Raw genomic sequence first — 11,934 nt, 5'->3', positions numbered from 1 at the left:
TCTATGGCTCTTTTACACCTATTGGTAAATGTACTTGAATGCCTGTGATTTCGATAAGGAAAAACAGAGATAAATGTAGCCATCCAGAAATCATTTCAAAAACATTTTAATTTTCTTTAACCCGTCTTTTACATTCGGATACCTAAATGGGATATCAAACTTCGTCGTTTGTTTTAAGACACTTTTTTCATGAGAAAAGGTGTCAAAGCTTCCTTTTCCGTGGTAGGCACCAATACCACTACTTCCGACACCACCAAATGGTAAATATGGTGAAGTGATGTGGTATACCGTATCATTAATACAACCACCACCAAATGAAATGTTGTTAATCACTCTTTGTTGCTTTTCTTGATTTTCAGAAAAAATATAAAGCGCTAATGGATTTGGTTTTTGTTGAATTTGTCGAATGACTTCCTCTATTTCTTCGAATTCAAGAACAGGTAAAATCGGACCAAAGATTTCGTCCTCCATCACGCGATCGTCCCAAGTAATATTTGTGAGAACCGTAGGCTTAATCATTAAAGACTGCTGATTCGTTTCTCCACCTGTATAAATGGTTCCATCAAGTAAAAATTCTTTTAAACGGAGAAAGTGTCTTTCACTCACGATCTTCGTAAATGTATTCTCCTGACCAAACATATCATCAATAGCTTCCTTTAAAAGTGTTAAAAACCGTTCTTTCACATTTATATGTACATATAAATAGTCCGGGGCAATACAAGTCTGTCCCGAATTCATAAATTTCCCCCAAGCAATTCGCTTTGCTGCTATCTTTAAGTTCGCATCCTCTGTTACAATGCATGGACTTTTCCCACCAAGTTCTAACGTAACGGGAGTTAATTTCTTGGCTGCAGCCTCCATAATCACCTTCCCAACCGGAACACTTCCTGTAAAAAAGATGTAATCGAACTGTTCTCGTAATAGAGCCTGACTAGTCTCTATCCCTCCTTCTACTACTGAAATATACTCTTCCGAGAATGTTTCTTTCACTAGCCTAGCAAGAAGTGCCGACGTTTTTGGGGTGAGCTCTGAGGGCTTTAATATAGCACAGTTTCCAGCGGCAATTGCACCGATTAGCGGCGCAACTGCAAGCTGAAACGGATAGTTCCAAGGAGCGACTATCAAAGCAACTCCGTACGGTTCAGGATAAATCATGCTTGTCGAGCCTAGATGTGTCATTGGAGTCTTTACCTTGTGCGGTTTCGTCCATGACCGAAGATGCTTTAGAACAAAACGAATTTCATGTAGGACAAAGCCAATCTCCGTAGCATAAGCATCAAATTCTGTTTTATTTAAATCATCATTTAAGGCTTTCATGAATTCCGCTTCATAGTTACGGATTGCCTGCCGAAGTTTTTCTAAAGCTTTAATGCGGTATGTTACTTCTTTCGTCTTACCAATCTGAAAATATGCTCTTTGCTTCTCAACTAGTGACTGATAGTTCTCCATTGACATGCCCCCTTAGACTATCTTTATCTGTTTATCTTCGTCAGATTTATGTTTTTTGTAGAATTCAACCATAGCCCCAACAGTCTCTCTCAAATCAGGGCAAACAATTCCAGAGTCTTTCAAATCTGCTTGTGCATGGGTACAGTCATACTTTGTCTGGCACTGAAAGTAGTCTAGAGATTCCTTTTCTACCCTTGTCCACTTTCGCAAATAAGGTATTGATAAAAATACTCTAGCTAAAGATAATGGGATAGTCCCAAAAGGATTTTTCCCTAGGTATTCACTCATTAACATTTGATACACTTGCCGCATGCTATACGGATTTGGATCAGTTAAATGATAAGTTTTGCCTATTCCTATATCTTTATGTCCTAAATACACCGTTGCATTAATGACATAGTCAACTGGTACGAAATTCCCTTCAACCTCACCTTCACCAAGATAAGGAATTCTCGGTAACCATTTTAATCGATCGAAAAAATTTAAGACAAAATACGGACCATCGAACTTAAGTGTTTCACCTGTTTTCGAATGCCCCTTCACAATTCCTGGTCTAATAATTGTTGTTGCAACTTGATCAATCACTTGATGAACTAGTTTTTCAGCTTCAAACTTAGTCGATTCATAATGATTTTTAAACTGCTGCTGCATGTCTAAATCCGTCTCTAATATTAAGCCTTCCCGCTTTCCTGATACATACGCTGTACTAAAATAAACATAGCGCTTCACATTTTTTAAAGTAAGGATCCAATCATTGATATTTTTCGTACCTAGAACATTTACGTCGTACGCCAGTTCTTTTGGAACAGCTAAGTCATAAATCGCCGCTAGATGAAAAATATGAGTCACTTCTTCTTGAAGCTTTTGAACCATAGAAAAGGGAAGCTTTAAATTTGGTTTCGTAATGTCACCCGGGATAATTGTAAAATGGTCGGCGCTAAGTTTTGCTTCTGCTACTATTCTATTTACTTCTATTTTTGCTCTGTTCTGAAACTCTGGTAGTACTAGTAAATAGAAATGAGAAATATCGTCTTTTTCGGCTATTATTTTTTTTACAAGCGACGTCGCAAGAAATCCAGGAAAACCAGTAAAAAAGTACGTATTCATACACAACTCACTCCTATTAAAATAGTTATTATGTTTATCATAGCTTATATAGTGGTAAAATCAAGAAATTCACTAAATTCGAGACTAAAAGAAAGTATTTAAACCTAGTCATGCTATATTGTTTAAGGATTTACTGTTAGCAATAGGTTGTCGGTAGTTCCTCTTGATAACGCTAAAAGAGGCTGTCAATTTACAGCCTCTTTTAGCGTTATGCTCGTCTTATTTTATCTAAGCGATTACTAATAAAGATATAAATATTAATGAAAAAGACGACACATAAACTGGTCCAAAGAAAAACTTCTAGATTGTTCATTCCGTAAGCAACACGCAAAGCCTTAACATCTTCAATAAATTGAAACGTATTTGCAGAGAGGATTTGCAACGCAATAATCCCCATTAACAAAATCCAAGAGAAATAATAGATCGGATTTGTCACTCGTTCAATTTTCTCCTTAGCAACTCCGATCTTTAGTAGAACATGTTCTATAGTAGTAACAACAATTCTCCCTCCATCCAATGATGGAATAGGTAAACTATTAAGAATGATTAGCGTAATATTGATGACCGCAACCATCATCCAAAAATCAACATTATTCCCAAGTTCCTGAACGATTTGCATTTGAGACTCTACACTTCCTTGACTACCGAACAAAAGATCGATCCTTAACGATCTGAAAACTTCACCTATATTGGCCACTATGTAAATGAGACCATCTGTAGCGAGTACTAAACCGTTGATAAAGCTCTTCCCATTACTCATACTAGCGAATCCGAAACTTACATTGTATAAGACAAAATTCATGAAAATTCCTGCTGAGAAAAAGATCAACTTCTGATAATAATTGTAACGATTAAAATCACTTTCATTCGGTTGGACGTACCCACCTAATGGGAAAAGCCGAATTGAAAACTTACTCTGACCGATCCCTTTTTTGAACAACGTAGGACCAAAACCGAGCGCTAACTCCTCAACTCTACCACCAAACAAACGAAATGCAGCAAAATGACCAAACTCATGAATGAAAACGGAAACTAAAAGAGCAATACCGAACAAAATTAGTGTATTTTCCATCTCTAACCTCCATTTATTATTGCAAAACTTCTCTAAATTTTATGCCATGCTTGGCCAATACATACCTAGATAACAGCCTATTTTAGAGGCTAGCATTAACCTTTTTATTCTAGATGCATAAGTTAAATTGTACCTAATAATTAAAGGAGGTTTTCTTAATGACTGGATGTGCTACTACAGGAACAGGTTACGCTGGAGGCTTCGCGCTAATCTTAGTATTATTTATCTTACTGGTGATTATCGGAGCTTCTTGGTTATACTAATTTGAAGATGGAGCACGTCAGCAATTGACGTGCTCTTTTTTTTGTAAAGTGAAAACCCTAGGCTTAGCCTAGGGTTTTCACTTTCACAAAAAAATGGAACTGCCTCGTAAATGAGACAGTTCCAAAAATTTTACCAGAAAAACGCAGCTCCTAATGCAAAACCACCGATTGCAGCTAATGCTACTGGAACAAAGTAAGGATTTCTCCCAATTCCATATCCTCCACCATAAGCTCCATAACCACCGTAGGCATACCCCGGTCCACCATAGCCTGGATATCCATAACCGAAGCCTCTTGGACTTCTAGTTACTGAGGGTTCAATCCACACATACTCTCTATCAACTTCTACAATTTTACCGTAGTGTACTTTTCCACTTTTCTCATAGATATGAACAACCTTGCCTTTATATTGGCAACAAAGCTGATAATTACTCATCCAAAAACCTCCCTTTCCTAAATATTCTATTTATGAGGTTGTTTTTTGATTGTACAAATTCTATCTTTTTTTGAAAAAGGCTGATAACTAGAAGAACTATGTTTTTGCTTTTATAGTTATTAACCGTGCCACTTCCTCTTTTTTTCATAGGCTAGAATAGTTGGAAGTAAGTAGTTATTAGTATTGTAGAAAGGGGGAGTGATGTTTTGTTCCCGCAGAGACGAGGTATGAACCAACCAATGTATCAGCAATATCAGATACCACAACAAGGTTACCCCGAAAGAAGAGGGTTTTTGGGAGGACCTAGACAAATGAATTTTCAAGGTCAACACCCTTCTATTCCTCCAAACTATTATAGACAGCAACAACAAGCCTTCTTTCCACAACAACATCCAATTCCAAACCCGCAACAGAAACTATCTATGTTTAGGAATGATCAAGGGCAACTAGACTTTCAAAAAATTGGTGGAGGCGTGCAGACCGTCATGGGATTAGTAAATCAGGTGAGTCCTATGGTGAAAATGGTAAGCGGATTTTTCAAGTAATTTGTTTTCATTATCGCCCTTCTTAAGAAAAATAACTGTGAGCTTTTAGAGACAAAATCATTTGTCTCTTAGCCCACAGTTATTTTCTAACTCTTCATGACAACCGCAGGAGAACTGGTAAGGTACTACTCTCAAATTAAGCGACTGATTAAGAAAAACAAAAGAACAGCTCCTACTTTATCTAGACGCTGTCCAGAAGAAATTATGCGATTTTTTTTGTGTCATCATGGTCGGAAAACTGTTGTTCCAAATAATAAACTTTCGGTAATTGAAGACATGTGAAATAATCTTGAAAAAGTTAAACACCAACAAAGGCGATCATTTGCCAATCCATACCCTTTAACATGCAAACACCTCGCTGAGTTATTCTATTATGCTCTCTTCGCAAATTGTTTTAACTTATAGAAATGGTATCTTGAAACGGAAATTCCTAGAGTAGGAAACTATACGAAAAAGCTTTTACTATAAAGTATGGAAGGGATGGATTGTCTTATGCAAATTTATTTTTTGTTCTATTTTCAGTTCTTTTCTCCTTAATAGTGTTACAATTTTACAAGATAACATCCATGCGTAAACCAACGCACAAACCTATAAGCAACAACTATTTAGAAAGAACTTCACTAAATTCATACAAGTAAGGTTTGAATTAATCCCTATTCTAAGGTAAAAAGTTATCAACTTTCCTTATTATTTTGTTTGTAGAGAATGTTTTGTCTCCCTTTTAAACTGTTGTCTCAAAATCAAAAATCTAAAATGAAATTCACTCAAACACCTATAAATAGGGATTTCCCCTAAACTAAATTACAAAATAAAGCATAAAATAAGTCTCATAGAATATGGTTAATATTTCGTATAAACGCATTTTCAAAACTAACTATATTACTATGAATTAAATTCCGAGTAATTTTATAGTTTTAGTACGTGTTTTTCAACACAATAAATTTGTCAAGGCTAATGAGGAAGAAAACGATTTTTTCTGTTAGTAGTATAAAAATAGAAATCTGATGGTAAGAGTATTAGATTTAAGGAGTAAATATCTCTCGTTCCATTGCTTGAATGACAAAATCAATGATTTGTACTCTTGCAGTCCATTTATCATTTCCTCCAACCAGTTGCCATGGTGCTTTTTTAGTATTTGTTTTCTCAACCATCTCGATCACTGCTTCCTCATACTGATCCCACTTTTCCCGATTTCTCCAATCCTCATCGGTTAACTTCCACTGTTTAAACGGATTTCTTTGCCTTTCTTCAAAACGTTTTAATTGCTCTTCTTTCGTAATATGAATCCAAAACTTTAACAAAAGTTGCCTATCATTGATTAACATTTTTTCAATTGCATTTATCTCATCAAACGCTCGCTGCCATTCATTTGTTTTAGCAAACCCTTCCACCCTCTCGACTAGGACTCGCCCATACCAAGACCGATCGAAGATACACATTTGCCCCCGCCTCGGAAGTACTTTCCAAAATCTATGGAAATAATGATACTGTATTTCCTGGCTATCAGGAGCTGCTATTGAATGTACTGTATACCCCCGTGGATCAAGTTGTTCTGTTAATCTACGAATGACTCCACCTTTTCCAGCAGCATCCCAACCTTCAAAAAGAATGATGGTTGATACTCCTTTTTTATGGAGTATCCTTTGTAATTCCAGTAGTCTAAGTTGTTTCCTTTTTAACGTTTTTTTATAGTGTTTTTTATTTTCAAACATCGGTTCAAAAGAAATTGAATGTAGCATAAACCCCTCCTTATTTAGTAATGTTTCAACAACCTCTTATGATTAATTATAGATAGCATTTTACTTTCTATGAAAAGTTTCATCACCTCTAGGCATAAACCTTCATAAATTATATAAAAAACAAGAGGAGATCTTTAAATGAAAAAGTCTAACAAACACTATAAAACACCGAAGTGGTCAAAACATAATGCTGGTAAAACACCACCTATTGAACCACAAGCAGGCTCTTGGCCACTACATTTCTTTAAACGCAACTGGTCTAATCAGTTCACTAACTTAGATGGAGAGCTCGTTTCCTTTAAAATTCGCAACCCAAAGCTGATTGATTTTGAGAAAGAACTGATAGCCGTACAAAACACTCAGCAAAATTTAACCGATGAACAAAGAGAAATTGCCAAATATTATGGTTTTGGCCCACCAACTAAACAATGGACCCCAGTAATTGATCGTCTAATTGACACATATAATGTAAGTCCCGTTAGAGCAGCAAGAATTCTTGCTGCCACACAAGCGGCAATCAACGATGCCTTACTAATTACTTGGCAATTAAAATATGTTTTTGATATCGCTAGACCTGACCAATTAGACCCTACTCTTGAAACTGTAGTACCAACACCAAACTTTCCTGCTTATCCTTCTGGTCATGCGACGATGAGTGGATGCGCTGAAGTTGTACTAAGCTATTTCTTCCCAGGTGAACGAGTGAGATTAAGAGAAATTGCCGAGCAGGGTGCGATGTCCCGTCTATATGGATGTATTCACTTTCCAATCGATAATAGTGAGGGCTTACGACTTGGACGCCAAATCGGGGACTATATTGTAAAGGAATTGAAAAAAGCCGTAGATGTAACCGAAACCCTTGTTGATACACCATATAAAGAAAATAAAGAGGCAGTTTTACCACCACCTCCTTGGGAACAAGCCATTCCCTATCCACCACCAAACAGCCAGCCAAACATGAGAAATTCGTTTTTCTTTTTTTAAGGTTTTTTTAATTTTTAAGGCTGTAGCCAAGCGTCTTCTTGGCTACAGCCCTAAAAAGTATTGTCAGCTAATTTGTTTGATTTGTGGATGCTATAAAACCCGTTCTGGATAATTGGTACATATCGCAATTTTATCGGACATTTGTTTTACAAAAGAAATTTCTTCTCTAGTGTTTGGAGTCCAGGCAACTAGTTGCCTCCCTTCTCTTAGATGGTGATCGACAAGGCTTTTGGTTAAAAAATAAAAGATAAAGAAATAACATTAGCTCCTGTATATTTTAGCTTTTGACTTAGGGAAGAAGGGACACCTTTGATAATAATTCCTGTTTCTATCGAAGTCTTATCCTTACTAATCTTTCTAATTCCTTCAAGATTAAAAGATGTAATCATCACTTCTCTTGCCATCTGGTTCTTTTCAACAAGTTGGACAACCATAGCCGCTAAGTTCTTGTACATGTCATCATTCGTTTTTAACTCTATGTTCAACTGTTTTTTTCCTTTGCAAAGCTGGAGTACTTCTTCTAAAGTAGGGATCTTCTGACCTAAATATCGGGAGCCAAACCATGACCCTGCGTCTAAAGTTCGCAATTGACTCAAAGTAAAATCTCGCACATAGCCCAATCCATTTGTAGTCCTGTCTACTCTAAAATCATGAATAACGACTGGTACCAGATCTTTCGTAAGTTGGACATCAATCTCTACTGAGTCAATCCAAGGTTCGTCAATAACTAATTGAATTGCAGCTAACGTATTCTCGGGTGCGCGACTTGACCACCCCCGATGGGCCATTATTGGATTCATCTAATTCCCACCCTTCATGCTACCTATGTCCTTCAGTATATTTTGGGTTTCATTTTTTTTTTTTACTTTTTCAAAGTGAAGAAAAACAACCATATCAAAAAAAACAAAAGGATGCCCTAAGCGGACACCCTTTTAAGGTCTTTTAGTAACCGTAGCCTACATAAGAAGCCCCGATAATTACTAAAAGGATAAACAACACAACGATTAACGCAAATCCTGAGCCGAATCCATGAGCATGAGACATGTTCACATACACTCCTTTGTCATTATTGTGGTTTGCACCACTTAGATTACTATATTCACAGCTAAATAAATGTGCTTAGACGTTTTATTCATTTTCTAAAAAGTTTTAGTATTTCTTCTAACTGTGTGAATATCATAATTACCTTAACCAAGCTATACCAATCTAAATGTAGTTACGAATGGGTTTTCCGCAACTACATTTAGAACTTAGTAGCGACAATTGCGAATTATGAAATTCATTAAAATAGCAACATTGAATATAAAAAAAAACTCATCTAGACATGATTGTCTGATGAGTTTTTTTATTTTATTATAGTTCTTCCATAACTTTAATGACAGTTTTGATGTTTTCACCGATTAAATAATCAATTTCACGAGTGATATTTGTCGTTTCAGGATTTACACCTAGATAGCCACGGTAAACCTTACTTTCTGTCACATCAATAAACCCAAACGTTTCACCAAATTCACCTTGATAATCTGTTAGGACCTCAAAATGATCAAGCTTAAATGTATCCTTCATAAGTTTGTGCTCTTCCGGTGTAGAAAGGCTGATTGCATATAATTTAACTCCAGGTAACTTATCAATATTATTATTCAGCTCAACTAGCTGATTAATACAAACTTGTCAGCCAACTCCTGTGAAATAAGCATAGATTGTTTTTTCATTTGGCATGACTGTTACCATGTTACCGTTTGTATCTGGAAGGGCCAGATCAAACTGTGCTTGAACAAATTGTAACTCTTCGTTACTACCATTTTCTTTGTTCTCTTCTTCTGTTCCACAGCCTACTAAGGCAATTACTAAAACAAGAAAAGCCATTGCTAAAGTTTTTCGCATTTCACTGTCTCCTTATTAAGTAGTTAGTAATGGTATATGTAGTTCTCAATCCCTTGAAAATACCCCTATAAGCACTATATCGCTTTTTGCTTTCTTTAACAACAATGTTACTTATTTTGTCATTAAGAATTCTTATTTACATTTTCCTCGCTAAAATTTGTATGTTCATATTTTTCTTTAATTGCCTTTAAAAAAGCTCTTATTTGCTTATTATTTCTTAAAATGAAAACCTGTTTCCCACTGTCTAAAGCCTGAAAAGTCTTAAGCCTATCTTCCATCGTTTTCTTTCTTTCATGATAAGTGGTCGCAATAAATTTAATAAACTTCCAATCTAATTTTTCTGGACATCCATCAGCCATGTCAGGTCTATTTTTACCTAAGTTTGTCAGCCAGCGTTTCACGACTCGATAAAAACATACATACAGAGGGAATTCGATGTAGACCATCGTATCTGCACGCTCTGATCGGACCATAAAGGTACTCCCATAATTCCCTTCGATAATCCACTTATCCTTTGCAATAATTTCTTGTTGCGCTGATCTAAATTCCTCTATTGGACTTTCAACCCAACCGGGGCGCCAATAGAGACAATCTAAGTGATAAACATCAATGCCCAAAGTTGAACTAATCTCTCTTGCTAATGTTGACTTTCCAGCACCAGCTGAAACACCAATGACCATTATTCGCTTCATATCTAGACCTCCTACAAGCTTTTCAGATAACTAGTTTACCTTGTTAAATGGAAAAAGTCTCCAACTTTTTTTAGAATTTTATCATTTATTTCAAAACAGTTAGTCTTATTGATCTCAACAGTTGAATTTTCTTATAATTGTCCAATTCTAGGTTGCCTTATTTTTTATTTGCGCGACGACTCGAAAAAAAGTACTTTACTAGTAAAACAAATCGTAAAAAGATAAAATAAGCTTTAAAAAGGGGTGAAATATATGTCAAACAACGTTATACAAATTGGCATTATTGGTTTAGGAGCGATTGGAGAACGATTGATGCAGCAATTTAACGGTCAGGACGAAATCGTTGTTGCTGGGTTTTGTGATACAAATGAGACTCGCTTAAAGGAGATGGCTGAAACCTATTCAGTCAATAAGATTTTTACAAACTATCAAGAACTCATCGCTGTAAAAGAAATTGATGCAGTTTATGTTGCGGTACCACCAAAATACCACGAGGAAATCGTCCTAGCTGCTGCAAAAGCAGGGAAACATATTTTATGCGAGAAACCTTTAGCTAACTCTGTGGAGGAAGCTGCACATATGCTAGCTGCTGTTGAGCAAACAGATCTTGTACACGCCATGCATTTCCCGTTAAACTATCAAGCAAGTTTGCAACAATTTGAAGCATTAATTAACGAAGGGTACATCGGAGAACTCCGTCGCATTAATTTAAAGATGCACTTTCCTCATTGGCCAAGACTTTGGCAACAAAGCGACTGGGTTGCTAGCCGTGAACAGGGTGGCTATGTTTTAGAGGTTGGCGTTCACTGGATCCAAGCAATACAGCGAATTTTTGGGTCTATTAAAGAGGTACGCTCTCAGTTACAGTTCCCTGATGATCCAACACTTTGCGAAAATGGGATTATTGCTGAAATGAAATTAGAAAGTGGAATTTCCATTCTCATTGATGGTTTAAGCAATATAGGTGGTGAAGAACATCTAGAATTTGCCGCTTACGGGACAGACGGGACCGTCATGCTCCGAAATTGGCGACAATTATTAGGCGCAAAAAGCGGAAATGATTTAGCTGAGCTTCCTATTCATTCTGGAAATGGCAAAAATTTAATGAATGAATTTGTAAAAGCAATTCGCGGTGAAGAAGCCGAAGTTTATAACTTTACTAGCGGTTATAGCGCTCAGTTAGTATTAGAAGCATTACGCCATCCTCAGCACAATGATTGGCAAAAACTTTAGATAGCAACCGTACGAAAAGCTTGGTAAATAACCTAATGGGTTCCGTATCCTATCACAAACATTAAAAATGCAAGTCAAAATGAGTGCAAATTTACACTCAATTTTTATTGGTGTAAAGCCATTTGGGTAGGGATAACATAAAAATTTGTATAGTGAAATGCATTCTAGAATGTAGGGGTACAATGGCTGTTGTACCCCCACAATTTTAGCCTCAAGTTGATATACAATTTACCTTACAAAAAATTTAAAATAACCGTAGATTTTCCGGTTAAGTTGCAGATAGAGTTTGGTTCAGGTGAAATAAGCGGAGATTTTCCGGTTAAGCGAAGCAAAATCAACCATTTTCGCGTTTTTTGAGTAAATAGTCGGAATTATTCCGTCTATTTAAGCTATTTTTAGTGCTATTTTTTAAATATGGGAAATTTCTCCGCTTATTTATGAACCCCTGCTGATTCCCTCATCTGGTTCCGTTCTTTTATGGTTGGGGAAGGAGCAAAAGATTTTTTGGGGATTCAACAGGCAACCAAAAA

General features: G+C 36.4%; 14 protein-coding genes. 4 read left to right on the top strand and 10 right to left on the bottom strand.

Annotated features, from left to right (window positions below; genetic code table 11):
• Positions 1 to 90: 90 nt before the first annotated feature.
• From H1D32_RS05355 to H1D32_RS05345, 3 genes are all read right to left on the bottom strand, one after another.
• Complete coding sequence (locus tag H1D32_RS05355) at positions 91 to 1,449, bottom strand: aldehyde dehydrogenase (RefSeq protein ID WP_261177176.1); 1,359 nt, start codon at positions 1,447 to 1,449, stop codon at positions 91 to 93.
• A 12-nt stretch (positions 1,450 to 1,461) separates the two neighbouring features.
• Positions 1,462 to 2,556, bottom strand: coding sequence for an SDR family oxidoreductase (locus H1D32_RS05350; protein ID WP_261177175.1), 1,095 nt, complete (start codon positions 2,554 to 2,556; stop codon positions 1,462 to 1,464).
• Between the two features lie 208 nt (positions 2,557 to 2,764).
• Complete coding sequence (locus H1D32_RS05345) at positions 2,765 to 3,628, bottom strand: site-2 protease family protein (protein ID WP_261177174.1); 864 nt, start codon at positions 3,626 to 3,628, stop codon at positions 2,765 to 2,767.
• A 158-nt stretch (positions 3,629 to 3,786) separates the two neighbouring features.
• Between H1D32_RS05345 and H1D32_RS05340 the strand changes: the two genes are divergently transcribed.
• Positions 3,787 to 3,891, top strand: coding sequence for a YjcZ family sporulation protein (locus H1D32_RS05340; RefSeq protein WP_261177173.1), 105 nt, complete (start codon positions 3,787 to 3,789; stop codon positions 3,889 to 3,891).
• A 130-nt stretch (positions 3,892 to 4,021) separates the two neighbouring features.
• Here H1D32_RS05340 and H1D32_RS05335 read toward each other — a convergent pair whose 3' ends face one another.
• Positions 4,022 to 4,327 (bottom strand): hypothetical protein, encoded by a 306-nt coding sequence (locus H1D32_RS05335; protein ID WP_261177172.1) that lies wholly within the window; start codon positions 4,325 to 4,327, stop codon positions 4,022 to 4,024.
• 227 nt (positions 4,328 to 4,554) lie between these two features.
• Here H1D32_RS05335 and H1D32_RS05330 point away from each other — a divergent pair, with 227 nt between their 5' ends.
• Complete coding sequence (locus H1D32_RS05330) at positions 4,555 to 4,872, top strand: YppG family protein (protein WP_314733367.1); 318 nt, start codon at positions 4,555 to 4,557, stop codon at positions 4,870 to 4,872.
• Positions 4,873 to 5,894: 1,022 nt separating this feature from the next.
• Here the strand turns inward: H1D32_RS05330 and H1D32_RS05325 are convergent.
• On the bottom strand, positions 5,895 to 6,611 hold the full coding sequence (locus tag H1D32_RS05325) for a polyphosphate kinase 2 family protein (RefSeq protein ID WP_261177171.1): 717 nt from the start codon (positions 6,609 to 6,611) through the stop codon (positions 5,895 to 5,897).
• 138 nt (positions 6,612 to 6,749) lie between these two features.
• Between H1D32_RS05325 and H1D32_RS05320 the strand changes: the two genes are divergently transcribed.
• Positions 6,750 to 7,595, top strand: coding sequence for a vanadium-dependent haloperoxidase (locus tag H1D32_RS05320; protein WP_261177170.1), 846 nt, complete (start codon positions 6,750 to 6,752; stop codon positions 7,593 to 7,595).
• A 233-nt stretch (positions 7,596 to 7,828) separates the two neighbouring features.
• Here H1D32_RS05320 and H1D32_RS05315 read toward each other — a convergent pair whose 3' ends face one another.
• The 5 genes from H1D32_RS05315 to H1D32_RS05295 form a co-directional block, all read right to left on the bottom strand.
• On the bottom strand, positions 7,829 to 8,395 hold the full coding sequence (locus H1D32_RS05315; RefSeq protein WP_261177169.1) for a glycerophosphodiester phosphodiesterase: 567 nt from the start codon (positions 8,393 to 8,395) through the stop codon (positions 7,829 to 7,831).
• A 142-nt stretch (positions 8,396 to 8,537) separates the two neighbouring features.
• Entirely contained in the window at positions 8,538 to 8,639 is a 102-nt protein-coding gene (locus H1D32_RS05310) for a YjcZ family sporulation protein (protein ID WP_261177168.1), read from the bottom strand.
• A 309-nt stretch (positions 8,640 to 8,948) separates the two neighbouring features.
• The gene (locus tag H1D32_RS05305) at positions 8,949 to 9,161 is read right to left on the bottom strand and encodes a hypothetical protein (RefSeq protein ID WP_261177167.1); all 213 of its coding nucleotides are present in this window, start codon (positions 9,159 to 9,161) and stop codon (positions 8,949 to 8,951) included.
• A gap of 105 nt (positions 9,162 to 9,266) precedes the next feature.
• Positions 9,267 to 9,479, bottom strand: coding sequence for a hypothetical protein (locus H1D32_RS05300; RefSeq protein ID WP_261177166.1), 213 nt, complete (start codon positions 9,477 to 9,479; stop codon positions 9,267 to 9,269).
• Between the two features lie 122 nt (positions 9,480 to 9,601).
• Positions 9,602 to 10,171, bottom strand: coding sequence for a P-loop NTPase family protein (locus H1D32_RS05295; RefSeq protein WP_261177165.1), 570 nt, complete (start codon positions 10,169 to 10,171; stop codon positions 9,602 to 9,604).
• Between the two features lie 252 nt (positions 10,172 to 10,423).
• On the opposite strand from H1D32_RS05295, the gene H1D32_RS05290 reads away from it, so the two are divergent.
• Entirely contained in the window at positions 10,424 to 11,404 is a 981-nt protein-coding gene (locus H1D32_RS05290) for a Gfo/Idh/MocA family protein (protein ID WP_261177164.1), read from the top strand.
• Positions 11,405 to 11,934: the final 530 nt, after the last annotated feature.

Origin of the sequence: Anaerobacillus sp. CMMVII (assembly GCF_025377685.1) — a bacterium.
Classification (GTDB): domain Bacteria; phylum Bacillota; class Bacilli; order Bacillales; family Anaerobacillaceae; genus Anaerobacillus.
The sequence above is the reverse complement of the archived record's forward strand: the minus strand, read 5'-3'. Positions and strand labels throughout refer to the sequence as shown.

Bases quoted from the DNA above. Each gene is read 5' to 3' on its own strand.
- H1D32_RS05355 (WP_261177176.1), bottom strand. From the start codon at position 1,449: ATGGAGAACTATCAGTCACTAGTTGAGAAGCAAAGAGCATATTTTCAG.
- H1D32_RS05350 (WP_261177175.1), bottom strand. From the start codon at position 2,556: ATGAATACGTACTTTTTTACTGGTTTTCCTGGATTTCTTGCGACGTCG.
- H1D32_RS05345 (WP_261177174.1), bottom strand. From the start codon at position 3,628: ATGGAAAATACACTAATTTTGTTCGGTATTGCTCTTTTAGTTTCCGTT.
- H1D32_RS05340 (WP_261177173.1), top strand. From the start codon at position 3,787: ATGACTGGATGTGCTACTACAGGAACAGGTTACGCTGGAGGCTTCGCG.
- H1D32_RS05335 (WP_261177172.1), bottom strand. From the start codon at position 4,327: ATGAGTAATTATCAGCTTTGTTGCCAATATAAAGGCAAGGTTGTTCAT.
- H1D32_RS05330 (WP_314733367.1), top strand. From the start codon at position 4,555: ATGAACCAACCAATGTATCAGCAATATCAGATACCACAACAAGGTTAC.
- H1D32_RS05325 (WP_261177171.1), bottom strand. From the start codon at position 6,611: ATGCTACATTCAATTTCTTTTGAACCGATGTTTGAAAATAAAAAACAC.
- H1D32_RS05320 (WP_261177170.1), top strand. From the start codon at position 6,750: ATGAAAAAGTCTAACAAACACTATAAAACACCGAAGTGGTCAAAACAT.
- H1D32_RS05315 (WP_261177169.1), bottom strand. From the start codon at position 8,395: ATGAATCCAATAATGGCCCATCGGGGGTGGTCAAGTCGCGCACCCGAG.
- H1D32_RS05310 (WP_261177168.1), bottom strand. From the start codon at position 8,639: ATGTCTCATGCTCATGGATTCGGCTCAGGATTTGCGTTAATCGTTGTG.
- H1D32_RS05305 (WP_261177167.1), bottom strand. From the start codon at position 9,161: ATGAAGGATACATTTAAGCTTGATCATTTTGAGGTCCTAACAGATTAT.
- H1D32_RS05300 (WP_261177166.1), bottom strand. From the start codon at position 9,479: ATGCGAAAAACTTTAGCAATGGCTTTTCTTGTTTTAGTAATTGCCTTA.
- H1D32_RS05295 (WP_261177165.1), bottom strand. From the start codon at position 10,171: ATGAAGCGAATAATGGTCATTGGTGTTTCAGCTGGTGCTGGAAAGTCA.
- H1D32_RS05290 (WP_261177164.1), top strand. From the start codon at position 10,424: ATGTCAAACAACGTTATACAAATTGGCATTATTGGTTTAGGAGCGATT.